Raw genomic sequence first — 25,848 nt, forward strand, 5'->3', positions numbered from 1 at the left:
AATCACTACACCTGTTCACAGATGGCTGATGGCAAGTTGGGGGCGTAAGTCGACCCGACTTCCACATTGGCTTTGGAAAATAAAATGCCCCGTACGTTGGTGCCGTAGGGGCTTTTTGACGCCATTCCACTGCGCCTGACTACCCTGACCTCATTGTTCAGAATGGATCAGCAGCAATTTTTTCGGCTGTTACTCCTCATGCGGTCCCCAAGTCTGGATGATATCAAAACGATACTACTGAGAGTATGGGCTCTGTCAAGTAGGTTGCACATGGAGAAGAGGAAGCGTTCAGCATCGCTGATACGTACATCGGTAACCCCGATGAGCTGAATAGTGAACTCGGCGGTGTTGTCCGCATCCGTGTTGCCGTAGAGCACGCCATTCGCAACCTTCAATTGCCCAGCAGCAGTAAAGGCGGTCATGCTACCGATGAACCAGGCGCTCGTTGGCTGTACCGCCCGACAGTATGTCGTTGCCGATTCCGGCGTCGAGAACGTTGTCCGCGCTGTTGCCGGTCAGCGTGTTAGCCAGGCTGTTGCATCGACCGGTTGAATCCACAGCCTATAGCAGTCTGTCGTAAGCAGCTCCTTTGGCCATCAGCATTTCCTGTGAGCCGCGAGGGGGCGAAACAGCGTAACGTTCGCAGTGCCTCGCGGCAGACCTCGGTTTTTTCAGAAACGGCGCTGGGCAAGCAGGCTGCCCTGGCGCGCCACCTCGAGAAAACACACCAGATGACGGAATTTGATTCGGGTGTCGATGTTCAATCTGCTGCTCCGCCTTCGTGGTATGGCATTCATTATTCCTGATGGCCGATACCGGAAAAACGTAGGTCATCGGTCGGCATTCGGCAGTTCGCAGCCCGGGATCACCCAAAGCAGACGGTTACCTCAAACCGCTTGGTAACTGTTCAGACAATCTGATCCTGAATTTAATTTACCCACCTTTCACTCTTGCTCCGAGAACTCACCAGCCTGAGTACCTCCAGATAAGAAGGGGGCTCGGGCACAATGCCGCGTTGACGTAGCAACGCGTGCAGTTGCGGTAGCCGGAAGTACGGCACGGATGCCATCAAATGATGCTCGATATGATAGTTGACCCGGATTGGCGCGACGCATGCCCGCGCGATCCAGCCGGCGTGGGTGCTGCGTGTGTTGCGCAGTACATCCGGGCCCGGCTCCAGACAGGCATGCTCTGCCATTGAACGGATGCGAATGAACAGTGGGAATGGGGTGATGTAGGCCAGCACCCAAACGCCATACAACCAGGCATTGCCACAACCCCAGAGCACGGCTAGCAGCAAGCCATTGGTGATCAGCATGCCGCTGGCGTTTTTCAGGAAACAAAGTGGATAGTCCCACCAGCGCCGCTCCTGTTGGGGCAAACGACGGATGTCGCTGGTCAACGACCACTGCAGCACGCCGGCATCCATCAGGAAACGACCCAGCAAGAACTTCAACCCGGTGACCCCCGAGAGATCGCGCAGGCATTTACGCAATATTGATGATCGAGTCGTGGGCAACCCGGTCACCAGGCACAGATCGGGGTCTTCTGCCGTGGAGGTCTTGGCGTGGTGGGTCAGGTGGTATGGACGATACTTGTGCAGTTCATTCCAGACCGGTCGCGCGCACAGCCAGTCCACCAGCACATCGTTGCACCACTTGGTCTTGAACAATGTTCCGTGGGCGGCGTCATGCTGCAAAATGCCGAAGCACAACTGACGCCCGGCAATGATGACCATGCCAATAATCAGGGCAAGGACCAGGCCCCACCAAGGCAGGACGGTGCGTGCCCACGCCAGGCTCGCAAAGGTTATGGCGACTACGGCCCAGGTAGACGCCACTGCCCAGGTGCCCCACACATCCGAACGCTCGCTGAAGGATTTGATTTCGTCGCGGCTGAGAATGTCGCTGATTTTGGTTTTGTTGCGCATGTCTATCCTCGCTGGCAGGGGCCCGTTGATGGGTTAGTTGAGCGTTGGGGCTTGTTGTAGAAAGGCACGCCAAATCCGGTGGCCGCGATCGACGAAATGCCTGACGCAGGCAAAGAACTCGTCACGCAGCGCAACATCGACCAAGGGGGGTGGCAGCAAAGGGTCGAACACCACCTGGCGAATCGCTTCGCGACCAAGGTGGAAAGACTCGCGAGCGGCTTGATCCAGACCCAGTTGTTTGGCGTGTGATGACCAGTTATTTAATGTTTCGCAGTGGCGACGATAGCTGTCATTCAGCGCCATCCCATCCCACAGGCCTTGGATGCGACGGGTTTGTTCATCATCAAAACCCATGGCCTGAAAGACCAGTGCGGCAGGCTCCATTCCGAGCTCTATCAGTCGCCGCTGCAAAATTTCGACGCCGGGTTCGAGATTGTTTGGACGTACGTAGAGATCTTTTTCCAGCTCGGCGAAACCGAGCATGTGCAGCGCGCGTTCACGCTGGCGCAATACCCTGCGGTCACTGCGCCCCAGAGCATTGCAAGCGACCATCAGATAGCCGCCAGACCAGGGACGAAGCTGTTGATCCAGATTGCGCCACTCAAACAACTGCGTTGAAAGCTCGATGGCCCGGGATCCCAGCTGATAACTGCCGCGGCCGGCGCCTTCAAGCAGCGCTTCGGTCGTCAGCCTCGCCAAGGTAACCCGGACATTATTTGCACTGATTCCAAATAGGTTACAGGCGGTGATGGCCTCCCTTACATGCAAGGGGGCGCCACTTTTTGCAACAAGCAGATCGAGCACCAGGTTTTTTGCGCACGGTTTCATAAGCCCCCAAAAATTATTACATTGATTGTCATATTTTCGGCATTGGCATTAATATTAATCAATATGACAAAAATGCCTTTTCTGGGTAATTTGGCGCGCTGCCTGTCGTGATGGGGCTGAAGTAGCGAGCGGTAGAAGCGAAAGTCGTCCTCTGGCAACCATCCGCAAGGTCCGCATTTGGCCGAGAGCCGCCTGTCGCCACGTGCAGGAATCAGTCAGAAGAGAACGCTTGTCGCCGGTACCTGCGGCCAGATTCGGCCCAAAGACGTCCTGACGTATCAGACATAAAGCTGTCGGGTCACCTCACAGCCGCAGCCGTAAGGTTTCAAACAGCGCGCGGTCTTCCTTTTTGGCCGAGCGCGCATGGCGCCGAATGACCTGTAACAGGCATTCGGTGAAGCAGACCGCCGGATTGCTCAGTGCGCCATTGCGGCGCGTCACGATGCTCAGCTGTCGGGGCTCGAACTGCTCAGTCAGCCCCAGGGATACCACACGCCCCAGAAATGGCGGGGCTGTGCTTACGATGGACGGCCCCCAGGTGCACATGTCGGCCCGCTCGACCATCATCTGCAAAATGGCCAGTGAATGAGCACGCACGATTCGATTCTCATCAATTTGCGCGCCGTGTTTCCAGAACAGTTCCTGCATCAGCCCATCGTGCCCGTCCGGCGCGTAGTTCAGGGTCCAGTTTTCTTCCAGTAACTCGTGGATCGATCGCGCATGCTGTCGGGCGTGACCTTCGCGGACCAACACCGAGGTCTGGTAATCGAGCAAGGTTTCGCAGGCGAATTCCTGACTCGATTGTGTGGGATGGAGTTGGCCAATCGCGAAGTCCATGCTGCCGTCGCGCAGCAGCGGTTGGGCAACGGCCATCAGGCTTTCGAACAGTTCCAGCTTGATTTGTGGCATACGTTCGCGAAACACCGACACGACTTCGGGCAGGAAGGTCAGGGCGACCCATGGGGTGATCCCGACGCAGAGCCGGCCTTGAGCCTTGCCACGCATGTGATCAAGCTCGGTCTGTGCGTGCTCCAGTTGCTTGATCACCAGCCGGGCGTGAGTCAGCAGCACTTTGCCGTATTCGGTGAAGTTCAGACCGCTGGCGGTTCGGGTAAACAGCGGTAGCTGCTGGCTGGTTTCCAATTCGCGCAACGCTTTGGTCACAGCGGCCTGGGAAATCTGCAGCGAACGAGCGGCCGCGCGGATACTGCCGGTTTCGGCGCTGGCAATCAGCGCCTGTAATTGATGCAGTTTCATCTGCTCACCCTGGTGACAACTCATGGTTGTCATCATAACCAAACTGCGCCTCCCCAGCCCAGCGTCCGTTCCCTAAGATCGACCCCAACAGCGCATTCGCTGCTGCACAGCCCCTGTCGAAGGAGAACACCCATGGATGCCGGCCTGGTCCTGCCTGGTATTGCCGCGATGCAAGATGAAATGATCGCGATACGCCAGAGCATTCACGCGCACCCTGAACTGGGTTTTGAAGAATTCGCCACCAGTGAACTGGTTGCAACGTGTTTGACTCAGTGGGGCTTTGAGGTCAGCACCGGGGTGGGCAAGACCGGGGTCGTTGCCACCCTGGAAAATGGCGAGGGTCGGTCCATTGGCTTGCGCGCTGACATGGATGCGTTGCCGATACAGGAAACCACCGGTTTGCCCTATGCCAGCCGGCTCGACGGTGTCATGCATGCCTGCGGTCACGACGGTCATACAGCAGTCCTGCTGGCAGCCGGTCAGTATCTGGCCCGGACACGGGCGTTCAAAGGCACCGTGCACCTGATTTTCCAACCGGCGGAAGAAGGGCTGGGCGGTGCCAGGAAAATGCTGGAGGACGGGCTGCTCGAACGGTTTCCGTGCGACGCGATCTTCGCCATGCATAACGTGCCGGGTTATCCCGTCGGGCATTTGGGTTTTTACAGCGGACCATTCATGGCGTCCGCCGACACGGTGAACATCAAAATCATCGGCAACGGTGGCCATGGCGCGGTGCCGCACAAAGCCGTCGACCCGGTGGTGGTCGCTGCCTCGATCGTGATGGCCCTGCAAAGTATCGTCTCGCGCAACGTCAACCCGCAGGAGATGGCGATTATCACGGTGGGCTCCCTGCATGCCGGGAGCGCCTCGAATGTCATCCCGTCCAGCGCCGACCTGAGCCTGAGCGTACGCGCTCTGACCCCCGGGATTCGCCACTTGCTGGAGGTCAGAATCACTGAATTGGTCAAGGGCCAGGCCGAGAGTTTTGGCGCCCGGGTCGACATCGATTACCAGCATTGCCATCCGGTGTTGATCAACGATCCCGAACAGACAGCATTTGCCCATGAAGTCGCCCGCGACTGGCTGGGAGAGGAACACCTGATCGATGACTTGCGACCGTTCACGGCCAGCGAGGACTTTGCTTTTGTCCTGGAAAAATGCCCCGGCAGCTATCTGGTGATCGGCAATGGCGAGGGAGAGGGCGGGTGCCTGCTGCACAACCCCGGCTACGACTTTAATGACGACTGCCTGCCGGTGGGCGCCAGCTATTGGGTCAAGTTGGTCGAACGTTTTCTGTGTTGAGACGGCGCATTTTCGCCCGTTGTGCCGGTAAAAAATCTGCGGCCTGAAGAGGAATAAAAATGAACAAGATGATTGCAGCCGTTTCCCTGGTGTTCCTGACGGCCTCGAGCCTGGCGGGGGCGGCCGACTGGTCTGGCAAAGTGTTGAAATTGGGGGTGGACCCGACGTATCCACCGCTGGAATACAAGAACCAGGATGGCACGCTGACCGGCTTCGGGGTCGACATCGCCGAGGCGTTGTGCGCCGAACTGAAAGCCCGATGCGTCTGGGTGGAAAGCAGTTGGGACGGGATGATCCCGGGACTGCTGGCGCGCAAGTTCGATGCGGTGGCGTCGTCGATGACCATCACACCCAAACGCCTGGAGCAGATTGCGTTTACCGACAAGGTCTCCAATGCTCCGGCACGGTTAGTGGCCAAACGTGGATCGGGATTACAGCCGACCCTCGAATCGCTCAAGGGCAAGCGCATTGGTGTGGAGCAGGGTTCGACCCAGGAGCACTACGCCAAAGCGGTTTGGGGTGCCAAAGGCGTGGACGTTCTTTCCTATCAAAATCAGGATCAGGTGTACGCCGACCTGGTCGTGGGGCGACTTGATGCCTCGTTGCAGGGTGCCATTCAAGCCAGTTACGGTTTCTTGAAGACAGCGGCGGGTAAGGACTATGAATTTGCCGGTGCCACTCTGGATGCCCCGGGCTTCTTCGGCGTCGGTGATGGCCTTGGTCTGCGCAAGGAGGATGTCGCGTTGCGCGAAGACTTGAACAAAGCCCTGGCAACCATTCTCGCCAACGGTACTTACGCGCGGATCAACAACAAGTACTTCGACTTTGACGTCTACGGCGCCCGGTAACGGCGCCCGGTAACGGCGCCCGGTAACGGCGCCCGATAACGGCGCCAGGTAGCGCGTCGTCGTTAGCTTGAACAGGGCGCTCGTTCGAGCGCTCTATTGCCCCCCTTCAATTCTGCCGTCGCCGGGCTCGCGACCGACCCATGGCGAACAGTCCGGACACTAGAGTCAGGTGTCGGATTGATGAGCCGCCCAGTGTTTCATTTCTTCTGCAATGAAGTGGTTCACCAGGTCACTGTACATCTTCTCGATTACATCAGGGCTCAGGCCCTCAGCCTCGGCCCACTCGCGTCGTGTCGCCAACATGGCCTTGAAACGCTCCGGAGCACGCACCGAAGTCACTGAGGTCTTGTACTTCGAGGCAGCCAGTACGTAGTGAAAGCGCTTGCCCAACAACTTGATGACAACCTGGTCAAGGGCATCGATTTCGCGTCGGATATCCTCCATGCCTGCACACTCTTCGGGCTGCAACTGATTGATAACGTCCATGTAGGTGACTCCGTTTGCTGAGATGTTCGTGGGTTCGGAAGAAGTAACGGCGCGCGGTCTTTCGTGAGGGCGGCTATTGAGCTGCCTGGCCACTTCATTGAGCCTGCTAGCATTGGATGTCAGCGAGCCAAACAAGGGTGGACCATGGAGACAAGAAAAGTAGCGCTGAATGAAATGGACCATCTGCGCAAATCATTAAGCCAGGCAGGGCTGCCCTTCAGTGATGTCAGCGAACCGGATCGACAGTTTTACCGGTTTGAAGTGGATGGGCAATGGGTGGCTTATGGAGGGCTCGAAGGTGCGGGTTCCGATCTGTTGCTGCGCTCGATAGTCGTTTGTGAGACGCATCGTGGGGAGGGGCTGGGTAAAGCGGTGTTGTCTGAACTGGAACGCTTGGCGGTCTCTCAAGGTGTAATCCGGTTGCACCTGTTGACCCAGGGCGCTGCTGGTTTTTTCACTGCCAATGGGTACGAACTGCTTGGCAGGGACGAGGCGCCTGCGGTGATCACCCAGACCGTTCAATTCAAGCATTTGTGCCCTGCATCGGCGAGCTATCTGCGCAAGGTGCTTAACCGTCTCCCTTGTACTGATTAGTCATTGATGCGCATCGATTGAGGCTGATTCGGTGGTCAAAAAAATGCCCGGCCAATTGCCGGGCATTTTCATTTCTGCGACCCAGGTTACGGAGCTCAGTTTGCCGCTTGCGGTTGAGACTCGGTGGTCGCTCCGTTGCGGGCGATCACGGTCAGGATCGACAGCGCGGCGATCACCAGCCCTGGTGACGTTGCCAGCAGCACGCCCGTGGTGCCGGCACCGGCGGCGAGGATCTGGCCGGCGGCCAGGGGGCCTGCCACCGAGCCGAGCCGGCCGATGGCCACGGCCGCGCCGACTCCGGTGGCGCGCACCGATGTCGGGTAGGAAGGGGGCGCCAATGCATACAGCACCAGCTGTGCGGCCATGACGAACAACCCGACGGCAAACCCGGCGATGGCCATTGGCACGATACCCACCGACAGGCCGACCCCGGCCAGCGCCGCCAACACCCCGGCGTACACGAACAGGACCACTTTCAGGCCGTTGCAGCGGTCCAGCATCACCCCGCCGAGCAGCGAACCAATGGCGCCGCCGATGTTGAACAGCATCTGCACCATGCCTGCCTGGGGCTTGGTGAAGCCCTGTTCCAGCAACAGTGAAGGCAGCCAGTTGAGCAGCATGTACATCACGGTCAGGGTGAAGAAGTAGCTCAACCACAAGGCCAGCGTGCAGCGTGCGCGTCCTTCGCCGAACAGCGCCTGGGCGGTAGACGAGCGTGAGCTGCTGGTCGTGATGTGTTGCTGGCGGAACGCGGTGGATTCGGGCAGCAGCAGGGCCATCAGCGGCACTACGAGCAAGGGCGTCAGACCGCCGATGATGAAGGTGGTTTGCCAGTGCTCACTGGAAAACATCGCCACCACCGCCGCCAGCGCGCCGCCCAGGGGCACGCCGCAGTACATGACGCTGATGGCGGTACCGCGATGGCGCTCGCTCACGGCCTCGGCACACAAGGCAATCAGGTTGGGCAGGGCGGCACCCAGGCCCAGGCCGGTCATGAAGCGCACCAGCAGCAGGCTGGAGTAGTTCTCGACATAGGCGGTGCAGAGCGAGAAGACACCAAACAGCAGCACGGCGCCGACGAGGATTTTCTTGCGGCCGATACGATCGGCCACCCAGCCGCCAAAAAACGCACCCGGCAGCAGGCCGATGATCCCGGCGCTGAACACCCAGCCCATCATCTTCGGGTCCAGGGCAAAGCTCTGGCGCAATCCCGCGGCAGCGGTGCCGGCAGCCTGCAGATCGAACCCCTCGATCAGCGCAACGATAAAGCACAAAGCGATTGTCAGCGTCGAGCGACGCGATGGACTGTCCATGGGTGAACCTCATTGTTGTTTTTGTTATGCAGTCGAGCCCGCCATGTGTTTGGGGTGCCGTCGCTGACCGCTGGTGATTAAGATAACAAAGATAACTAAAAAAAGAACACCGTCCTGAAAATTGTAAAAAACACAAATAAAGTGTTTAAAAACAGTCTATTAAGAATGCATTCAGATGGTTATGTGAAAATAGATAATAATATTAATGTTCGATTATCGGTCATCTGCGATTGACGGCGACCCTTGGCTGTTTCCATTCTCTGGTCGTGAAGCCGGCAGTCCCGTGCGGATCCGGCACCCACGAACAACAATAAAAAGTGGACATCGAACATGCCAAAACGCCCTATGAACAGCGGTTCCGTAGCGTCACTTCCCTGCGTCTGCAGTGTCCATCCAGGGTGGGTCGTGGCACTGCTAGGCGTCAGCGTTCTGCCCTCTGAGCTGCGGGCCGAGGGGTTTATCGAGGACAGTCACGCAAACTTGACCCTGCGCAATTACTACATGGACCGTGACTACAAGGATGGCGGGGCCAAGTCTGCTGCGCGGGAGTGGGCCCAGGGGTTCATCCTTGGCATGGAGTCGGGGTTTACCGAAGGGGTTGTGGGTTTCGGTCTGGACGTTCGCGGGTTGCTGGGGGTCAAGCTCGACTCCGCGCCGCATCGCAGCGGCACCGAGTTGTTGCCGGTGTCGGCCAGCGACAAGCGCGCGGCGGATGAATATTCACGGCTCGCCCCGACAGCCAAACTAAGATTTGCCCAATCCACGGTGAAGAGCGGCGATGTCTCGATTTTCCTGCCGTTCGCTTTCGCCAGCCCATCGCGACTGTTGCCACAGACCTTTCGCGGCACGACCCTCAGTTCCAAAGATTTCGATGGCCTGACCCTCAACACCGGCTACATCGACCGCATCAACAAGCGCGATTCCACGGACTATCAGGCCATGAGTATCGCCACGCCAAACCGGCGATTCAACGGCGCCGCCACGACCTCGCATCTGGCGTACGTGGGGGGCGATTATCAGGTCAACAAAGAACTCAGTCTGCGCGCCTACCATGCGGAGGTGGCCGAGTTGTACCAACAGGACACCCTGGCGCTGCTGCACAACCTGCCGCTCGGCGACGGTGTGTTCACCAGTGACTTGCGCAGTTTTTTCAGCCGTGAGGATGGCGCCGCCAAAGCGGGTGAGGTGGACAACCGCAACCTCTCGGCATTGTTCGGCTACCGCCTCGGCGGGCACCGTGTGAGCCTCGGCTACATGCATTCCAGCGGCGACACGGCGACGCCCTACATCTCCGGCACGGAGTTGATGGGCATGAGCGAACAGACCATGGCTTCGGATTTTCTCAACGCCAAGGAGCGCACCTGGCAAGCGATCTATGACTACGACTTCGTCGCGTCCGGGGTGCCCGGCTTGAAGGGAAGGTTGCGTTACGTGCGCGGCGACAACATTGAGCTGGCCGCCTTCAACGCCGAGGACCGCAAAGAGCGCGAATTCCAGATGGAACTGGGTTATGTGATTCAGAGCGGTCCGCTGAAAAACGTCGGGCTGTTGGCGCGCAAGGCGATCTATCGCAACGACTTCCCGAGCGGTACGGCCTTTCGTGACGAAAACCAGACCCGGTTCCAGGTGCTCTACACCTTGCCTATCTGGTAACGCCAAGTTGCTCGATGTTCCTGGCCGGCCACCCCTCGGGGGTGTGCCGGCATAACGCGTTCAGTCCTGATAAACCTTCTTGAGCAGGCGCAGCAGTTCTTCGCGTTCCCCGCCGGTCAGCGCTGACGTGGAGTCGAAATCGCTTTGCGCGGCGATTTGCTTGAGCTCCTTGAGCAAAGTTTCGCCGGTCTTGCTCAGGAAGATCCCGTAGGAGCGTTTGTCCGGCTTGCAACGCACCCGCACCGCCAGCGCGCGGCTTTCCAGTTTATTGAGCAGCGGCACCACCTGCGGCGGCTCGATGGCCAGGGCCCGGGCCAGGTCGGCCTGCATCAGCCCCGGATTCTGGTCGATGATCGCCAGGGCCGAGAACTGCGCGGGGCGCAGGTCGTGGGCTGACAGGCGACCGATCAGGTTCTGGAACAGCTTGAGTTGGGCGCGCCGCATCGCGTAGCCGATCAGGTCATCCAGTGCCGAATCCAGCGGTGCCTGCAGCTCGGCGGTGGCGGACGGGGACTCGCTCTGGTCGGCGAGGGGAGAGGGCTTGGCCATTGCGGGTGAATCCTGAAGAGGTGGAGGTTAACAAGTGTATCTAGTTTGCCGGGGTTGGCCGCTGATAGCTATGCCCGTCGTTCACCGCGATGGGGTGGAAGGATATTTGCGGGTAGATAAAAAAATGGTTAATTAGATTAATAGTTAATTGACATAACTAAATCGCTCCTTTAATTTCCAGTCATCTTCAAGCCAAGAACAAGAGAGCATCGCCATGAGCAATTACGAAGGTCGCTGGACAACCGTCAAGGTCGAGATCGAAGAAGGCATCGCCTGGGTCATCCTCAATCGCCCGGAAAAACGCAACGCCATGAGCCCGACGCTCAACCGGGAAATGATCGATGTGCTGGAAACCCTGGAGCAGGACCCGGCGGCCGGCGTGTTGGTGCTGACCGGTGCCGGTGACGCCTGGACCGCGGGCATGGACCTCAAGGAGTACTTTCGCGAAGTGGACGCGGGCCCGGAGATCCTCCAGGAAAAAATCCGCCGCGAAGCCTCGCAATGGCAATGGAAACTGTTGCGCATGTACGCCAAGCCAACCATCGCCATGGTCAACGGCTGGTGCTTCGGTGGCGGCTTCAGTCCGCTGGTGGCCTGTGACCTGGCGATCTGCGCCGATGAAGCAACCTTCGGCCTCTCGGAAATCAACTGGGGCATCCCGCCGGGCAACCTGGTGAGCAAGGCCATGGCCGACACCGTGGGCCACCGTCAATCGCTGTACTACATCATGACCGGCAAGACCTTCGGTGGGCAGAAAGCCGCCGAGATGGGCCTGGTCAACGAAAGCGTGCCCCTGGCGCAACTGCGTGAAGTCACCGTGGATCTGGCGCGCAACCTGCTGGAGAAAAACCCGGTGGTGCTGCGTGCGGCCAAGCATGGCTTCAAGCGCTGCCGCGAGCTGACCTGGGAGCAGAACGAGGACTACCTGTACGCCAAGCTCGACCAGTCGCGCCTGCTCGACACCGAAGGTGGTCGCGAACAGGGCATGAAGCAGTTCCTCGACGACAAGAGCATCAAGCCCGGTCTGCAGGCCTACAAGCGCTGAGACTGATCGCCGGGTGCATGTCTGCCCCGGCGCTCTGTATCGCTCGACTGTATTCCCGATAAAGACAATAAAGAGGAATCACCATGCTGGACGTGCCCCTGCTGATTGGCGGCCAGTCGCTGCCTGCCCGCGACGGTCGGACCTTCGAACGCCGCAACCCGGTGACCGGTGAAGTGGTATCGCGGGTAGCCGCCGCCACCCTGGAAGATGCCGATGCCGCGGTGGCTGCGGCCCAGGCAGCGTTTCCCGCCTGGGCCGCCCTGGCGCCCAATGAACGTCGCACCCGTTTGCTCAAGGCCGCCGAGCAGTTGCAGGCGCGCAGCGACGAGTTCATTGCTGCGGCTGGCGAAACCGGGGCCATGGCCAACTGGTACGGTTTCAACGTGCGGCTGGCGGCCAACATGCTGCGTGAAGCGGCGTCGATGACCACCCAGATCAATGGCGAAGTCATCCCTTCGGATGTGCCGGGCAGTTTTGCCATGGCCCTGCGCCAACCCTGCGGTGTGGTGTTGGGCATTGCCCCGTGGAACGCCCCGGTGATTCTCGCCACCCGCGCCATCGCCATGCCGCTGGCGTGCGGCAATACCGTGGTGCTCAAGGCTTCGGAGCTGAGCCCGGCGGCACACCGCCTGATCGGCCTGGTCTTGCAGGATGCCGGATTGGGCGATGGCGTGGTCAACGTCATCAGTAATGCCCCGGCCGATGCCCCGGCGATTGTCGAGCGGCTGATCGCCAACCCGGCGGTGCGGCGGGTCAACTTCACCGGTTCGACCCATGTCGGGCGCATCGTTGGTGAGCTCTCGGCGCGTCACCTCAAACCGGCGCTGCTGGAGCTGGGCGGCAAGGCGCCGTTGCTGGTGCTCGATGATGCCGACCTGGATGCAGCGGTGGCGGCGGCAGCCTTTGGCGCGTATTTCAATCAGGGCCAGATCTGCATGTCCACTGAACGGCTGATCGTCGATGCCAAGGTTGCCGATGCCTTCGTCGCCAAACTGGCGGCCAAGGTCGAGACCTTGCGCGCCGGTGATCCTGCGGCGACGGATTCAGTGCTCGGTTCGCTGGTCGATGCCAGTGCCGGCACGCGCATCAAGTCGCTGATCGATGATGCCGTCGCCAAGGGCGCGCGGCTGGTGATTGGCGGGCAACTGGAAGGCAGCATTTTGCAGCCGACCCTGCTCGATGGTGTCAACGAGAGCATGCGCCTGTACCGCGAAGAGTCCTTCGGCCCGGTAGCGGTGTTGTTGCGTGGTGATGGCGATGAAGCGTTGTTGCGTCTGGCCAACGATTCCGAGTTCGGGTTGTCGGCGGCGATCTTCAGCCGTGATACCGGGCGTGCCCTGGCGCTGGCCCAACGGGTCGAGTCGGGCATCTGCCATATCAATGGCCCGACCGTGCACGACGAAGCGCAAATGCCCTTCGGCGGGGTCAAGTCCAGCGGCTACGGCAGCTTTGGCGGCAAGGCATCCATCGAGCATTTCACTCAGTTGCGCTGGGTCACCTTGCAGCATGGACCACGGCATTACCCGATCTGAACCGCAGAAATAACAATAAAAAAGGCTGCAGCTACCACCATGCCCATTCGTGCGGCTTGGTGGTAGCGTGCCTTGATGGAGAACAAGCACGTGAGTTCCGAATTCAGATCGCAACCCCACACCGAGGCCGGCGCGCCGCGCTACCGCCACGTGTCCATCGGTCGCGCCGCGGTCGAGGTGACAGAGCGGCAGGGCGCATTGCACATGCGTTCCCTGGAGCCATTGGCCGAGTATCCGCCGCGCCTGCTTGACCGTCTGGTGCATTGGGCCCGGGTGCGTCCCGAGCAGACTTTCATTGCCGCCCGCCAGGCCGACGGTGAGTGGCGCCGGGTCAGCTATGCCGAGATGCTCGACAGCGTTCGCGCCATTGCCCAGCGCTTACTGAGTTACGGGCTGTGCGCAGAGAAACCGTTGGTGCTGCTTTCGGGCAACGACATCGAACATTTGCAACTGGCGTTCGGTGCCCTGTACGCGGGCATTCCCTACTGCCCGGTATCGCCGGCCTATTCGCTGTTGTCCCAGGATTTCGCCAAGCTGCGTCACGTCTGCGAGCTGCTGCAGCCCGGCCTGGTGTTTGTCAGTGACGCCGCGGCCTACCAACGCGCCATCGAGGCGGTGCTGCCGGCCCAAACGCCATTGATCACCGTCCGTGGCCAAATCGCCGGGCGTAACCAGGTCAGCTTTGCCAGCCTGCTTGAGCAGCCGGGCGGGGCCGAGGCCGAAGCCGCGTTTGCCGGCACGGGGCCGGACAGCATCGCCAAGTTCCTGTTCACCTCTGGCTCGACCAAACTGCCCAAGGCGGTGATCACCACCCAGCGCATGCTGTGCTCTAACCAACAGATGCTGTTGCAGACATTTCCGGTGTTCGGCGAAGAACCGCCGGTGCTGGTGGACTGGCTGCCATGGAATCACACCTTCGGCGGCAGCCATAACGTCGGCATCGTGCTCTACAACGGTGGCAGCTTTTACCTGGACGACGGCAAGCCCACGGCGCAGGGTTTCGCGCAGACCCTGCGTAACCTCAAGGAAGTGTCGCCCACCGCCTACCTGACCGTGCCCAAGGGTTGGGAGGAACTGGCCTCGGCACTGGAGCAGGACGCGGAGTTGCGGGAGATCTTTTTCAAGCGCATCAGCCTGTTTTTCTTTGCTGCGGCCGGTCTGTCGCAAAGCGTCTGGGACCGCCTCGACCGGATCAGCGAACAGCACTGCGGCGAGCGTATCCGCATGATGGCCGGGCTCGGCATGACCGAGGCTTCACCGTCCTGCACCTTCACCACCGGGCCGTTGTCCATGGCCGGTTATGTCGGCTTGCCGGCGCCCGGTTGCGAGGTGCGCCTGGTGCCGGTGGACGGCAAGCTGGAAGGACGCTTTCGTGGGCCGCACATCATGCCCGGCTACTGGCGGTCACCGCAGCAGACGCTCGATGCGTTCGACCCGCAGGGCTTCTACTGTTCCGGCGATGCGCTCAAGCTCGCCGACCCGCGTGATCCGCAATTGGGGCTGATGTTCGACGGGCGTATCGCCGAAGATTTCAAATTGTCATCCGGCGTGTTTGTCAGCGTCGGGCCCTTGCGCAGTCGTGCGGTGCTCGAAGGTTCGCCCTATGTCCAGGACCTGGTGGTGACCGCGCCGGATCGCGAATGCCTGGGCGCGTTGGTGTTTGCGCGGATGTTCGAATGTCGACGGCTATCAGGGTTGGCGGCCAGTGCCAGTGACACCGAGGTGTTGGCCAGCGCGCCGGTGCGCGAATGGTTTGCCGGCTGGTTGCAGCGACTCAATCGCGACGCCACGGGCAATGCCAGTCGCCTGGAATGGATCGCCTTGCTCGACGAGCCGGCGTCTATCGACCGGGGTGAAATCACCGACAAGGGCTCGATCAATCAGCGTGCGGTATTGCAGTGGCGCGCGGAGCAGGTCGAGGCGCTGTATCGCGGGCTCGATCCGGCCATCCTGCGTGCCGGGGCGAAGTCGTGAGCGAAGTCCTGAACACCGGCGGGCAGTACTCGGCCTTTACCGATGCGGCGATTTTCGATGCGGTGCGCACGCCGTGGGTGGACCTCGGCGGGGCGTTGGCCGAGGTGTCGCCGATCGACCTGGGCATCAAGGTCGGGCGCGAAGTACTGGCGCGCGCGCAAGTCGATCCGCTGGCGGTCGACAGCGTGCTGGCGGGCTCCATGGCCCAGGCCAGCTTCGATGCCTACCTGCTGCCACGGCACATTGGCCTCTACAGCGGCGTGGCGCAGTCGGTACCGGCACTGGGGGTGCAGCGCATCTGCGCCACCGGTTTCGAACTGCTGCGCCAGGCCGCCAGGCAATTGGATGACGGCGTGCAATTGGCTCTGTGCGTGGCCACCGAATCGATGTCGCGCAATCCGATTGCGGCCTATACCCATCGAGGTGGCTTCCGCCTTGGCGCGCAAGTGCAGTTCAAGGATTTTCTCTGGGAAGCCTTGTACGACCCGGCCCCCGGGGTGGACATGATCACCACCGCCGACAACCTGGCGCGGCGTTATGGGCTGAGTCGCGAAGCGGTGGACGCCTACGCCTGTGCCAGTCATCAGCAGGCGTTTGCGGCACAACAAGCGGGGTGGCTGGCACCCGAGATCGTTGCCGTGGGGCATCAGGTGTTCGAACTGCAAGGCTATCAGCCACGGGGCATCCGCCTGTCACGCGGTGTCGCCACGGTGAGTCAGGACAGCCACCCACGACCCGGTGACATCGCGGCGTTGGCCCGGTTGCGCAGCGTGCACGAAGACGGGGTGCAAACCGCCGGCAACAGTTGTGCGGTGGTTGATGGCGCGGCGGCTGCCCTGGTCGGGCGCGCTTCGGCCTGTCGGGATACACACTTGGCCTTGCTGCGGGCCAGCGCGGTGGTCGGGGTGGCGCCGGAGTTCATGGGCATCGGTCCGGCACCGGCGATTCGCCTGCTGTTGCAACGCAGCGGCCTGAACCTGGAGCAGATCGGTCGCTTTGAAATCAACGAAGCCCAGGCCGCCCAGGTCCTGGCGGTGGCTCAGGAACTGGAACTGGACCCTTCGCGTCTGAACGTCCAGGGCGGTTCGTTGGCGCTTGGCCACCCCTTGGCCGCCAGCGGCTTGCGTCTGGTGCTGACCCTGGCCCGACAACTGCGTGAGCACAATCTGCGTTACGGCGTCGCCGCGGCCTGTGTTGGCGGCGGGCAGGGCATGGCGCTATTGATAGAGAACCCGGCCTGGTGTGCTTGAGATTTCCTCGGCTGGCGGACAGCCTGTGTTGTCCGCTAATGAACGGTTCGTGAGGGTATTGATCTTGCTGCAACGGGGCGTCCAGCCCCGACGCTACTTGACCTCCTCAACTTCATAATTCACATAGCCAAACTCATTGCTGCGAACCGCCATGTATTTGCCGTTTTGCTCGAATACTGTGGCCTCGAAGGGCGTACCGCCGAGTGTTGTCACCAGATGCCCGTCCTTGATTTCATATTTGGCCGGCACGCCAAACTGGCCGTCATGCAGCAGGTTCAGGTATTCCCCTTGCGTAGGCGGCTTGCCATCGACGCTGGTGACCAGGCGTTGGCCTCCTGTTCCATAGACGATCTCGAACGTCTGGCCCGTGACGGTATTGCGCACCTTGATGGTCTTACCCACCACGTAGGCTTGCAACTGCTCGTTAGTGAGCGCTTTGGCGCCTTCGCTTTTCAGCTGGTCGATGGTTTTGCCAGCAGCGACAAGCTTGCTGTCCTCAACGGTCGGCGTGTACCAGATCGGCGAAGTCCACGCACGCTCCTGGACGGTGGCCGAGACATCGGCCGGTGGCGGCACTTGCAACTTGGCCGCGTCATAGGTGCTCCAGCGCGGGGTCGGAATCTGGAGCACGCGGGCGTAGTAGAACGCGTGCTGGGCCGGATCGAAATCCGGATCGACCCAGACTTTTTTCAGCTCGGTGGCACCAATGGTATTGGTGTAAGTCGCCTTGGAAACATCGACCGTGGAACCCACCGGTGGGATTTTGCCGGTGGCCTGGTCCGGTTGGCGATCACCGGACCAGGCGACGTCGTAGATCTTCTCGAAGGTCTGGCCGTTTTTGGTCCAGCCCTTGATGATCTGGATTCGGTCGAGGTTGCCATCGTCGACATCCTTGACCGCCCACACCACGAAGGACGGCGCCTGTTTGCCCTGTTTTGCCGGCAAGTCGCCGCCCATGGGAACGCCCTTGGCGTAGGCCGCATGCACCCAGTCTTTTTCATTCCACAAACCGCTGTCGAAGCCCCAGCCACCAAACATGCGCACGGGGATGCGCACGCCGCTGGTGCCATAGACTTCTTTGCGCTTCATGGCATCGAAGATCGCTTCGCGGGTGTTTTCTTCGGCCCAGACACCGGCCAGACCGGAAGTGCTGGTTTGCAAGGCAATCAACCCCGAGTTCTGTTTGCCGGAAAGACGCGCCGCCGGGGTGCTGTCGGTAAAGCCGTGGGAGCCGAAGTTGTAGCTTTGGGAATAAGGAATCACCCCATTGTGCGAGTCGCTGGCGCCGACCACGCCCATTTTGTAGGGGTTGTATCCACGGGCTTGCTGCAAAGCCATGCCGTTTTGCCAGGCTTGCCTTACGTAACTGCCATTGATTTTCGACGTGCTGTTGTCGATGCCGAGCAGGAAATTCATGATTTCATAATTGGCAAATTCGTCTGTCGGCGACAGTTCGGGGTGGGTTTCCGAGGTGCCCTTTACCTGGTGAATTTCGGTGAGGGATTCATTGCGCATCCGCGTCTCGGCCCAGGCGGCATCGATGGGGCGGCCACGGTCATCTACGTCCACTGGGAACATCAGGCCGTTGCTGAGATTGGCGTTGTGGGAGATCGCCAGCACCTCGTTGCCTTTTTTGCGTTGATCGTCCATCCAGCCCCACAAATCCTCCGGTTTGTCCGAATCGAGGGCTGTGAAGGGCAGGTCCGGCACCTTCTTCGAGTCGCGAAAAAACACATTGCGGTGCATGTTTTGATTGTTGGGGGCCGAGGTCCATTCATAGGCGACAAACGTGGTGAACTTGCCGGGCTTGTAGTACTTGTCGGCGATGGCGATGCTCTGCTGCCAGATATTGCCGGCGACCTTCGGATCGATCAGCTCCTTGATCGGGTGGCTCAAGCTGCCGGCGATCCATTTGAACACCCGGTTGAAATCTTCCGGGGTTTTGACAATCAGCTTTTGCGCGATGGGCTGCTTGCTGAAGTCTGACTTCGGATCGTTGGCCAGGGCGATTACGCCCACGTATTCCGAGTGGTCGGTCACGCCATGGAAATCCAGCGGGCGACCCTTGAGTTGTACTTCAAACCCCATTGGATGCTTGATCGGCATCCCCAGTGAGAATTGGTACGTCTGCTCGGGATCGACCTGGTGGTTGCCGATCAGGTAGGCATCAATTGACCAGGAGCTGTGCGAGTGCGTCTGGCCAAAGTAAACCTCGCGATCCGGGTTGCCCTCTGCCAATGCCAGCGTGCTGACAGTAAACACGGCGCAACCGAGCAGTGTTGGTGCGGTGAAGTGTGTAGGGTTTTTCATATTCCACGTCTCCGGAATACGGCAATGACAGGGTGCAACTCAGGACAGGAAACTCGAGACTCTTTCGAAAAACCAGAAGGCAGCCAGCGTGCCCAACCCGTAAGAAGCAATTGGTCGGGCATACAGGACTGCAGGCTGTGGCAATCGACAACGCAGCAGCAGTTCGCGCAGGCTCAACACGACGGCGACGAACATCAACTGGCCGATCTCGACGCCGACATTGAAGGTGAACAGCGCCAGCGGCAGGTCGCGCTGCGGCAATCCGATTTGCGCCAGCGCACCGGCAAAACCGAAGCCATGCAACAAGCCAAAACAGAACGCCACCACCCATGGCCACTGGAGTGTGAAACTGGTTTCGTCACGGTTCTTGCGGGCGATTTCCACTGCCAGCAACAGAATGCTCAGCGCGATCGTCGCTTCCACAGGAGGGCCGGGCAGCCGCACCGCACCCAGTGTAGCGAGTGCCAGAGTGACGGAATGGGCGAGGGTGAATGCGGTGATGGTCTTCACCAGCATCCAGCCATTACTCACCAGCAACAGGAGACCGAAGACGAACAGCAGGTGATCGAAGCCTCCCAGGATGTGCTGGATGCCATGGACCAGAAATGCACCGGCCACCGAAAACGCTCCCGGCGTGGCAGCGATCTCTATCCAGGGTTGCGCAGGGTGGACGAGGGTGGTCGTCAGGCTGCCATCCAGGCGCGAGACACGCACCAGCACATCGGTGATGCTCGCTTGCAGACCGATGAATTCAATACGTTGCCCGACCAGCCCTGCGGGACCGGCATCAATGACGCGACGCTCGATCAGTGAATCGTTCAGTTCGCTTTCCACGGGCTCAACGACAGTACGAATACCTTCGGCAAACCGGAGCGCAATCGGCAATCGCATGCCTGAAAGCAGCGGCGTGCGCCACAATGCGTCATAGCGCCCGACGGCCGTTTCGTTGAGTTCCAGGTAAGCAGGGCGCGACTCATGGGCCATGGCCGGCAGCCCCATGAGCCAGAGCACCAACATCAGCCAGACTGCGCGCCTCATCGCGACCGCTGCGTCTGTGTGGCGGCAATCGCACCGGAAGAAGCAGGCATCATCACTACGACCTCATAGCGTGCTTTCAGTGCATCGAAACTCGCGCGTTTCGATGCACTGCGCTGTTCGGACAACCAATCGGACTTGACCTGCCGGGCCACGGTTTCGAAGGGCGGAGGAGGTGATTTGGTCAGTGCATCAATCCACACCAGATGCCAGCCAAAACCCGACTCCACAGGCCCCGCCCACCCCCCCGGCGTTTGTTTGAACAATGAAGTGGCGAACGTTGAACCAAAGACCCGCGCCACCTGATCCCGGGATTGTTCTGTATAGGCGTTTTTGAACATGAAGGCATCGCCTTCACCACTGTTCTTGTCAGATAGCCCACTGAGTGCGGACTGAGCCTGCGCTTGCGCATCCGCGCCACGTTTGTCGAAGGCGAAAAACAAATGATGGAAGGTCAAAAGTGGCGGCGGGGCATATTGGTCCTGATGCTGGATATACCAGGCCTCAAGTACACCGGGTGCCGGTTCGCGAAGTGACGCTACATCCTCGGCGAGGAAGTCCATTTTTTGCGCCAGTCGGCGGCGAATAATAGTGTCATCTTTATCCAGGCCAAGTTTCAGCGCTTCGCGATAGAGGATTTCCTCTTTCACATATTCCTCAATCAGGCCCTGCAACTGTTGCTCCGATGCGGGTCGTTGCCATCGTGCCAGCCAGGAAATCGCGATCCGCTGAACAACTTCGGGGGTGATTTCGATGCGTTGCGGATCTTGATCAAGGGTTGAACGGTGTAAACCTCCGTACAACACAAAGAGTGCAAAGCCTGCGATCAGAAAGTGCAATAGCGGCTGGTGGAGACATCGCTTGATTAACGAAAATCGAGATTCTTTCGCTTCGCAGACGCTAGAGTTCATGACTTATCGCCCCACGCCATTCTGCGAATGGTTTTCGCAGCAGAACGGAGTATTGCTGCTGTGACGCAACTTTCCACCAAGGCTAATCACCATAAGCACTATGGCTTAGTCGCAATCGGATTAACCAATTCCCCTAGGCCGTCCAGTCTTCTGTCTATACAGTCCGGGACGGAGCGCATGTCGCCATTTTCACCCGTCAGCGCGGCTTTCGGTGCAACGGGTTGATACGGCTGCGATATGACCGCTATCCCAACGACGCCACGCTATTGAGCAAGGTCTTGACCAGTTGCGCCTGGCGCGTGGCGCCGGTCTTGGCGAACACTCCGCGCAGGTGGGCGCGCACGGTGTTGCGCGAAACTCCGAGTGCCTCGGCCGTCTCGTCGAGGGTCTGGCCGTCCATGACCAGCATGGCCACTTCGGTTTCCGTGCGGGTCAGCTGAAACAGGCTGCGCAGCAGGTCTCGGGAGGCTTGGGGCGAGTCGGCGGGATCGCGGATGAATACCACCACTGCGGGGCGTCGGGCGCTGTTGTGGGTCTGGTAGTTCATGGCAATCGGGCGCAGCAGCAAGTTCAGCGGCATCTCGCCGCTGGGCCGCGACAGGGTCAGGACTTGCAGGTCGTCGAGGCCCCGCGGGCGCTGTTTCAGCACCGCCTGGATGGCCTGCTGCAGTGTGCGGTTCTCATGGTTGGCGAAGGCACAGAGCTTGTCGTGCTTGCACTCCAGGCCGTCATGGCTGTCGAACAGGCGCTGGGCGGCACGGTTGCAGCGCATCATCCGGCCGTTCTCGTCGAGGATGGCCGTGCCCACCATCAGGCGGTCGATGGTGGCCGCGTAGAGCTGGCGTTCGGCATCCAGTTGATCCACCGCCGAGTGCAGGTCCACCGCTTGTTGCAGGTGCGGCAACAACAGGCGGATCAGGTTGAGCTGCGCCGGGGTGAAGGCTTCGCTGGCGTGGTCGCGGCAGGCGAACAGCGCGCAGTGCATGCCGGCGGCGGTGCGCATGTTGGCCACCAGCACATCGCGCAGGTCCAGGGGCTGCAGGTAGTTGCGGTAGAAATCATGGGCCAGCCAGGCCTCTGTGCCCAGCACCTGGTCGGCACTGGCCACCTGGTCCGCGGGCCAGTCGAGGAACGGGCAGATCGAATAGAAGTGCTCGCTGTAGGAGGGCTCGCCGGGCAACAGCGCGCCATGCACCGAGGCATTGACGATCAGCCCGGGGCGTTCATGGTCGGGGTTGCGCAGCACCAGGGTGAAGAAGCTGACGGCGAAGCGCTGGCGCAGGGCTTCGAGCAAACTGGCCCAGGGCGTTGGCTCCAGCGTGCCGTGGTAGACCAGCCCGAGCAGGCTGCTGAGCTCGGCAGAGGGGATGTCGATGCTGGCGTGCAGGTCCGGGCAGGTGGAAAAGGGCAGGGTCATGCGCGCCTCTTTGGCTGCGTGTTGTCATGGGCGAGTATCGACCGGGGTTACGACAGCAAAATCGTCCGTTTGGCCTAGGGGCGCAGCGCATGCCCAAGGGGCAGGCTGCGCCCGGCAGCCGTTACAGCGCCAGCAGGGCTTCGACGATGCGTTCGGCGGCGGCCTCGGCGGACTCGAACTGGGTGTCGATGTGGATGTCCGGCGCCACCGGCGGCTCGTAGGGTGAGTCGATGCCAGTGAAGTTTTTCAGCTCACCGCGCCGGGCCTTGAGGTACAGGCCCTTGGGGTCGCGCTGCTCGGCCAGGGCCAGCGGCGCATCGATGAAGATCTCGAGGAAGTTGCCGTCGCCTGCCAGACTGCGGGCCATGTCACGCTCGGCACGGAACGGCGAGATGAACGAGACCAGGGTGATCAGCCCGGCATCGAGCATCAGCCTGGCCACCTCCGAAACCCGTCGGATGTTTTCCACCCGGTCGGCTTCGGTAAAACCCAGGTCGCGGTTCAGACCGTGGCGCACGTTATCACCGTCGAGCAGGTAGGTGTGCCGGCCCAGGGCATGCAGCTTGCGTTCGACCAGGTTGGCGATGGTCGACTTGCCCGCGCCGGACAAACCGGTAAACCACAGCACTCGCGGCGATTGGCCCTTGAGCGCGGCGTGGGCCTCGCGGTTGACGTCGATGGCCTGCCAGTGCACGTTCTGCGCACGGCGCAAGGCGAAGTGCAGCATGCCGGCGCCGACCGTGCGATTACTCAGGCGGTCGATGACGATAAAGCCTCCGGTGTCGCGGTTGTCGGCATAGGCATCGAAGGCGATCGGCCGGTCCAGGTGCAGGTTGCACACGCCAATGCCATTCAGTTCCAGGGTCTTGGCCGCCAGATGCTCGAGGCTGTTCACATCGACCCGGTGCTTGAGGTTGGCGCAGCTCATGCCAACGGTGCGGTAACCGATTTTCATCAGGTACGGGCGGCCCGGCAACAGGGGCTGTTCGTCCATCCAGACCAGGGTCGCTTCGAACTGGTCGGCCACCGCCGGCGGGGCGTCGGCCAGGGCGATCACATCGCCGCGGCTGATGTCGATCTCGTCCTTGAGGGTCAGGGTCACGGCCTGGCCGCACAGGGCTTGCTGCTGCTCCCCGGCGCTGCCCAGGATACCGGTGATCTCGCTCTGCTGGCCCGAGGGCAGCACGCGGATACGCTCGCCGACGCTCACGCTGCCGGCCACGACGTTGCCGCAATAGCCACGAAAATCCAGGTTCGGCCGGTTCACCCACTGCACCGGCAAACGGAACGCCGCATTGCTCTGCCGGTCCTGCTCCAGCGGTACGTCTTCAAGGTAGGCGAGCAGACTCGGGCCCTGGTACCAGGGCGTGTTGGGGCTGGCCTGGAGCATGTTGTCACCGCGCAGTGCCGACAGCGGGATGCACTGGATATCCAGCAGGCCGATCTGCGCGGCGAAGGCGCGATACTCGGCTTCGATGCGCTCGAACAATGCCTGGGAATAGTCCACCAAGTCGAGCTTGTTGATCGCCACCACCACCTTGCGAATACCCAGCAGCGACACCAGGTAACTGTGTCGGCGGGTCTGGGTCAGCAAGCCCTGGCGGGCGTCGATGAGGATCACCGCCAGGTCGGCGGTGGACGCGCCGGTGACCATGTTGCGGGTGTACTGTTCGTGGCCGGGTGTGTCGGCGACGATGAACTTGCGCTTGTCGGTGGCAAAAAAACGGTAAGCCACATCGATGGTGATGCCTTGCTCGCGCTCGGCGCTCAGGCCGTCCACCAGCAGGGCGAAATCCAGTTCGTCACCCTGGGTACCGAGCTTTTTCGAGTCGGCTTCGAGCTGGCCCAACTGGTCCTCGAACAGCACCTTGGATTCATACAGCAGGCGGCCGATCAGGGTGCTCTTGCCGTCGTCGACACTGCCACAGGTGATGAAGCGCAGCAGTTGCTTGTTCTGCTGTTGTTGCAGGTAGGGCGTCAGGTCGCCATTGCGTGCATCGGTGATCGCGTTCATCAGAAATACCCCTCTTGTTTCTTCTTCTCCATGGAGCCCGCCGAATCGCTGTCGATCAGGCGGCCCTGGCGTTCCGAGGTGCGGCTGACCAGCATTTCGCTGATGATCGCCGGCAGGTTGTCGGCGTCACTGTCGATGGCGCCGGTCAACGGGTAGCAGCCCAGGGTGCGGAAGCGCACCTTGCGCAGTTCCGGGGTTTCTCCCGGCAGCAGCGGCAAGCGCTCGTCGTCGACCATGATCAGCGTGCCGTCACGGCGCACCACCGGGCGCTCCTTGGCGAAGTACAAAGGCACGATGGGGATCTGTTCCAGGTAGATGTATTGCCAGATATCCAGCTCGGTCCAGTTCGACAGGGGGAACACCCGCAGGCTTTCACCTTTGCGCTTGCGGGTGTTGTACAGGCGCCAGAGCTCCGGGCGTTGCTGCTTGGGGTCCCAGCGGTGCTGCTCGGAGCGCAGGGAAAACACCCGCTCCTTGGCCCGCGACTTTTCTTCGTCGCGCCGGGCACCGCCGAACGCGGCATCGAAACCGTAGTGGTCCAGGGCCTGCTTCAGGCCCTGGGTCTTCCACACATCGGTGTGCACGGCCGAGCCGTGGATGAAGGGATCGATGGCCTTTTCCACGCCTTCGGGGTTGATGTGCACCAGCAGTTCCAGGCCCAGGCGTTCGGCGGTCTGGTCGCGAAAGGCGATCATTTCGCGAAACTTCCAGGTGGTGTCCACGTGCAGCAGGGGGAAGGGCGGCTTGCCCGGGGCGAAGGCTTTCATCGTCAGGTGCAGCATGACCGCGCTGTCCTTGCCGATGGAGTAGAGCATCACCGGGTTCTCACACTCGGCCACCACTTCGCGGATGATCTGGATGCTTTCCGCTTCCAGCCATTGCAGATGAGTCAACATCGGATACCTCCTCGTGTTCTGCCGGGATGGGTGCCGGCTGAACACCACGGTAGGTAAAGCACCGCCGGTGCCTCTTCGTCTGCTCGGACGAAGAAGCGCCGGCGGTTGAAGATCACGCGACGGACGCGTACAGCGTCTCGGCACGGACCTTGAGGGCATGGGCAACGGCATCGAACCCTTGCTTGACCCAAGCGCCATGGTCGGTCATGACCTGGTCGGCGGTGGCGCCGAGGAACTGGTCGGTGGTGTGGTAGCGGCAACTGGCCGCGCCGGTGTGCTCGATGTGTTGCTCGCGACGGGCCGCGTCGGGATTGCCGGCGTTGGCATACATCTCCCAGGCGAGCAGCCGGTGGGGCTCGAAGTCCGCCAGGTACTCGATCACGTGCAGCAGTTCACCCGGGCGCCCCGGATTGGGCAGGAACAGGTTGACCGGCTCGCCGAGCACCAGGCTCGACTCGACCTTGACCGTGTAGGGGTTCCACTGCGGGTAGGCGGGCAGGTCGATGAGGATTGCCCAGACCAGTTCGGCCGGGGCGGCGATGTCCACGGTCAGCGAACGGACCAGGTTTTTTTCTGCGCTCATGGGTGGCTCCTGTGAGGATGACTGCGCGCCACGGACGGTGGCGCCAGTGAGCCCTGGGCTCAGGCGCGATCCTCACCGCTTGTACCCGTCGGCTCCTCGTCCGCCCGGACTAGATCGGGCG

22 protein-coding genes are annotated in these 25,848 nt (G+C 60.8%); 8 read left to right on the forward strand and 14 right to left on the reverse strand.

Annotation, left to right across the window (positions count from 1 at the left end):
* Nucleotides 1–423: 423 nt before the first annotated feature.
* From ACMDB8_RS11165 to ACMDB8_RS11180, 4 genes are all read right to left on the reverse strand, one after another.
* Nucleotides 424–558: a hypothetical protein gene (locus tag ACMDB8_RS11165; protein ID WP_409079326.1), complete on the reverse strand. Its 135-nt coding sequence runs from the start codon at nt 556–558 to the stop codon at nt 424–426.
* 370 nt (nt 559–928) lie between these two features.
* Complete coding sequence (locus tag ACMDB8_RS11170; protein WP_409079327.1) at nt 929–1,930, reverse strand: fatty acid desaturase family protein; 1,002 nt, start codon at nt 1,928–1,930, stop codon at nt 929–931.
* A gap of 33 nt (nt 1,931–1,963) precedes the next feature.
* Nucleotides 1,964–2,758, reverse strand: coding sequence for a PaaX family transcriptional regulator C-terminal domain-containing protein (locus ACMDB8_RS11175; protein ID WP_409079328.1), 795 nt, complete (start codon nt 2,756–2,758; stop codon nt 1,964–1,966).
* Nucleotides 2,759–3,061: 303 nt separating this feature from the next.
* The gene (locus tag ACMDB8_RS11180; protein WP_056722914.1) at nt 3,062–4,015 is read right to left on the reverse strand and encodes a LysR substrate-binding domain-containing protein; all 954 of its coding nucleotides are present in this window, start codon (nt 4,013–4,015) and stop codon (nt 3,062–3,064) included.
* A 132-nt stretch (nt 4,016–4,147) separates the two neighbouring features.
* Here ACMDB8_RS11180 and ACMDB8_RS11185 point away from each other — a divergent pair, with 132 nt between their 5' ends.
* Together ACMDB8_RS11185 and ACMDB8_RS11190 are read left to right on the forward strand one after the other, a co-directional pair.
* Complete coding sequence (locus tag ACMDB8_RS11185) at nt 4,148–5,317, forward strand: M20 aminoacylase family protein (RefSeq protein ID WP_409079329.1); 1,170 nt, start codon at nt 4,148–4,150, stop codon at nt 5,315–5,317.
* 59 nt (nt 5,318–5,376) lie between these two features.
* The gene (locus ACMDB8_RS11190) at nt 5,377–6,165 is read left to right on the forward strand and encodes an ABC transporter substrate-binding protein (RefSeq protein ID WP_056722910.1); all 789 of its coding nucleotides are present in this window, start codon (nt 5,377–5,379) and stop codon (nt 6,163–6,165) included.
* Nucleotides 6,166–6,330: 165 nt separating this feature from the next.
* On the opposite strand, the gene ACMDB8_RS11195 is transcribed toward ACMDB8_RS11190, so the two are convergent.
* Nucleotides 6,331–6,651 carry an isochorismate lyase gene (locus ACMDB8_RS11195; protein ID WP_056722908.1) on the reverse strand — a complete coding sequence of 107 codons (321 nt, stop codon included), beginning with the start codon at nt 6,649–6,651 and terminating at the stop codon, nt 6,331–6,333.
* A gap of 144 nt (nt 6,652–6,795) precedes the next feature.
* Between ACMDB8_RS11195 and arsN2 the strand changes: the two genes are divergently transcribed.
* Entirely contained in the window at nt 6,796–7,245 is a 450-nt protein-coding gene (arsN2, locus tag ACMDB8_RS11200) for an arsenic resistance N-acetyltransferase ArsN2 (protein WP_409079330.1), read from the forward strand.
* 95 nt (nt 7,246–7,340) lie between these two features.
* Here the strand turns inward: arsN2 and mhpT are convergent, their stop codons facing one another.
* The gene (mhpT, locus tag ACMDB8_RS11205; RefSeq protein ID WP_056722906.1) at nt 7,341–8,558 is read right to left on the reverse strand and encodes a 3-(3-hydroxy-phenyl)propionate transporter MhpT; all 1,218 of its coding nucleotides are present in this window, start codon (nt 8,556–8,558) and stop codon (nt 7,341–7,343) included.
* A gap of 345 nt (nt 8,559–8,903) precedes the next feature.
* Between mhpT and ACMDB8_RS11210 the strand changes: the two genes are divergently transcribed.
* Nucleotides 8,904–10,211, forward strand: coding sequence for an OprD family porin (locus ACMDB8_RS11210; RefSeq protein WP_223542105.1), 1,308 nt, complete (start codon nt 8,904–8,906; stop codon nt 10,209–10,211).
* A 60-nt stretch (nt 10,212–10,271) separates the two neighbouring features.
* Here ACMDB8_RS11210 and ACMDB8_RS11215 read toward each other — a convergent pair whose 3' ends face one another.
* A complete protein-coding gene (locus tag ACMDB8_RS11215; RefSeq protein WP_056722902.1) occupies nt 10,272–10,760 on the reverse strand; it encodes a MarR family winged helix-turn-helix transcriptional regulator in 489 nt (162 codons plus the stop codon).
* Nucleotides 10,761–10,974: 214 nt separating this feature from the next.
* On the opposite strand from ACMDB8_RS11215, the gene ACMDB8_RS11220 reads away from it, so the two are divergent.
* From ACMDB8_RS11220 to ACMDB8_RS11235, 4 genes are all read left to right on the forward strand, one after another.
* Complete coding sequence (locus ACMDB8_RS11220; protein ID WP_056722899.1) at nt 10,975–11,805, forward strand: p-hydroxycinnamoyl CoA hydratase/lyase; 831 nt, start codon at nt 10,975–10,977, stop codon at nt 11,803–11,805.
* An 83-nt stretch (nt 11,806–11,888) separates the two neighbouring features.
* Nucleotides 11,889–13,337, forward strand: a complete 1,449-nt coding sequence (locus ACMDB8_RS11225; RefSeq protein ID WP_056722897.1) for an aldehyde dehydrogenase — start codon at nt 11,889–11,891, stop codon at nt 13,335–13,337.
* 90 nt (nt 13,338–13,427) lie between these two features.
* Nucleotides 13,428–15,311, forward strand: a complete 1,884-nt coding sequence (locus tag ACMDB8_RS11230; protein WP_223542104.1) for a feruloyl-CoA synthase — start codon at nt 13,428–13,430, stop codon at nt 15,309–15,311.
* Nucleotides 15,312–15,319: 8 nt separating this feature from the next.
* Entirely contained in the window at nt 15,320–16,561 is a 1,242-nt protein-coding gene (locus ACMDB8_RS11235; protein WP_409079333.1) for a thiolase family protein, read from the forward strand.
* Between the two features lie 93 nt (nt 16,562–16,654).
* Here the strand turns inward: ACMDB8_RS11235 and ACMDB8_RS11240 are convergent, their stop codons facing one another.
* The 7 genes from ACMDB8_RS11240 to ACMDB8_RS11270 form a co-directional block, all read right to left on the reverse strand.
* Nucleotides 16,655–18,871, reverse strand: coding sequence for a DUF3604 domain-containing protein (locus ACMDB8_RS11240; protein WP_056722892.1), 2,217 nt, complete (start codon nt 18,869–18,871; stop codon nt 16,655–16,657).
* A 39-nt stretch (nt 18,872–18,910) separates the two neighbouring features.
* Nucleotides 18,911–19,909, reverse strand: coding sequence for a HupE/UreJ family protein (locus tag ACMDB8_RS11245; RefSeq protein ID WP_056722890.1), 999 nt, complete (start codon nt 19,907–19,909; stop codon nt 18,911–18,913).
* Nucleotides 19,906–20,817, reverse strand: coding sequence for a peptidyl-prolyl cis-trans isomerase (locus tag ACMDB8_RS11250; protein ID WP_413966573.1), 912 nt, complete (start codon nt 20,815–20,817; stop codon nt 19,906–19,908). The genes ACMDB8_RS11245 and ACMDB8_RS11250 overlap by 4 nt, the downstream gene beginning before the upstream one ends.
* A 244-nt stretch (nt 20,818–21,061) precedes the next feature.
* Nucleotides 21,062–22,234: a helix-turn-helix transcriptional regulator gene (locus ACMDB8_RS11255; RefSeq protein WP_056722886.1), complete on the reverse strand. Its 1,173-nt coding sequence runs from the start codon at nt 22,232–22,234 to the stop codon at nt 21,062–21,064.
* A 121-nt stretch (nt 22,235–22,355) separates the two neighbouring features.
* Entirely contained in the window at nt 22,356–24,248 is a 1,893-nt protein-coding gene (cysN, locus tag ACMDB8_RS11260) for a sulfate adenylyltransferase subunit CysN (protein ID WP_056722883.1), read from the reverse strand.
* On the reverse strand, nt 24,248–25,342 hold the full coding sequence (gene cysD / locus ACMDB8_RS11265) for a sulfate adenylyltransferase subunit CysD (protein WP_409079461.1): 1,095 nt from the start codon (nt 25,340–25,342) through the stop codon (nt 24,248–24,250). Before cysD ends, cysN begins: the two co-directional genes overlap by 1 nt.
* A complete protein-coding gene (locus ACMDB8_RS11270; RefSeq protein WP_223541643.1) occupies nt 25,257–25,727 on the reverse strand; it encodes an SRPBCC domain-containing protein in 471 nt (156 codons plus the stop codon). Before ACMDB8_RS11270 ends, cysD begins: the two co-directional genes overlap by 86 nt.
* Nucleotides 25,728–25,848 lie beyond the last annotated feature (121 nt).

The sequence above is a fragment of the Pseudomonas monachiensis genome, from assembly GCF_047345015.1.
Classification (GTDB): domain Bacteria; phylum Pseudomonadota; class Gammaproteobacteria; order Pseudomonadales; family Pseudomonadaceae; genus Aquipseudomonas; species Aquipseudomonas monachiensis.

Bases quoted from the DNA above. Each gene is read 5' to 3' on its own strand.
- ACMDB8_RS11170 (WP_409079327.1), bottom strand. From the start codon at position 1,930: ATGCGCAACAAAACCAAAATCAGCGACATTCTCAGCCGCGACGAAATC.
- ACMDB8_RS11175 (WP_409079328.1), bottom strand. From the start codon at position 2,758: ATGAAACCGTGCGCAAAAAACCTGGTGCTCGATCTGCTTGTTGCAAAA.
- ACMDB8_RS11180 (WP_056722914.1), bottom strand. From the start codon at position 4,015: ATGAAACTGCATCAATTACAGGCGCTGATTGCCAGCGCCGAAACCGGC.
- ACMDB8_RS11185 (WP_409079329.1), top strand. From the start codon at position 4,148: ATGGATGCCGGCCTGGTCCTGCCTGGTATTGCCGCGATGCAAGATGAA.
- ACMDB8_RS11190 (WP_056722910.1), top strand. From the start codon at position 5,377: ATGAACAAGATGATTGCAGCCGTTTCCCTGGTGTTCCTGACGGCCTCG.
- ACMDB8_RS11195 (WP_056722908.1), bottom strand. From the start codon at position 6,651: ATGGACGTTATCAATCAGTTGCAGCCCGAAGAGTGTGCAGGCATGGAG.
- arsN2 (WP_409079330.1), top strand. From the start codon at position 6,796: ATGGAGACAAGAAAAGTAGCGCTGAATGAAATGGACCATCTGCGCAAA.
- mhpT (WP_056722906.1), bottom strand. From the start codon at position 8,558: ATGGACAGTCCATCGCGTCGCTCGACGCTGACAATCGCTTTGTGCTTT.
- ACMDB8_RS11210 (WP_223542105.1), top strand. From the start codon at position 8,904: ATGAACAGCGGTTCCGTAGCGTCACTTCCCTGCGTCTGCAGTGTCCAT.
- ACMDB8_RS11215 (WP_056722902.1), bottom strand. From the start codon at position 10,760: ATGGCCAAGCCCTCTCCCCTCGCCGACCAGAGCGAGTCCCCGTCCGCC.
- ACMDB8_RS11220 (WP_056722899.1), top strand. From the start codon at position 10,975: ATGAGCAATTACGAAGGTCGCTGGACAACCGTCAAGGTCGAGATCGAA.
- ACMDB8_RS11225 (WP_056722897.1), top strand. From the start codon at position 11,889: ATGCTGGACGTGCCCCTGCTGATTGGCGGCCAGTCGCTGCCTGCCCGC.
- ACMDB8_RS11240 (WP_056722892.1), bottom strand. From the start codon at position 18,871: ATGAAAAACCCTACACACTTCACCGCACCAACACTGCTCGGTTGCGCC.
- ACMDB8_RS11245 (WP_056722890.1), bottom strand. From the start codon at position 19,909: ATGAGGCGCGCAGTCTGGCTGATGTTGGTGCTCTGGCTCATGGGGCTG.
- ACMDB8_RS11250 (WP_413966573.1), bottom strand. From the start codon at position 20,817: ATGAACTCTAGCGTCTGCGAAGCGAAAGAATCTCGATTTTCGTTAATC.
- ACMDB8_RS11255 (WP_056722886.1), bottom strand. From the start codon at position 22,234: ATGACCCTGCCCTTTTCCACCTGCCCGGACCTGCACGCCAGCATCGAC.
- cysN (WP_056722883.1), bottom strand. From the start codon at position 24,248: ATGAACGCGATCACCGATGCACGCAATGGCGACCTGACGCCCTACCTG.
- cysD (WP_409079461.1), bottom strand. From the start codon at position 25,342: ATGGCGCTTGGGTCAAGCAAGGGTTCGATGCCGTTGCCCATGCCCTCA.
- ACMDB8_RS11270 (WP_223541643.1), bottom strand. From the start codon at position 25,727: ATGAGCGCAGAAAAAAACCTGGTCCGTTCGCTGACCGTGGACATCGCC.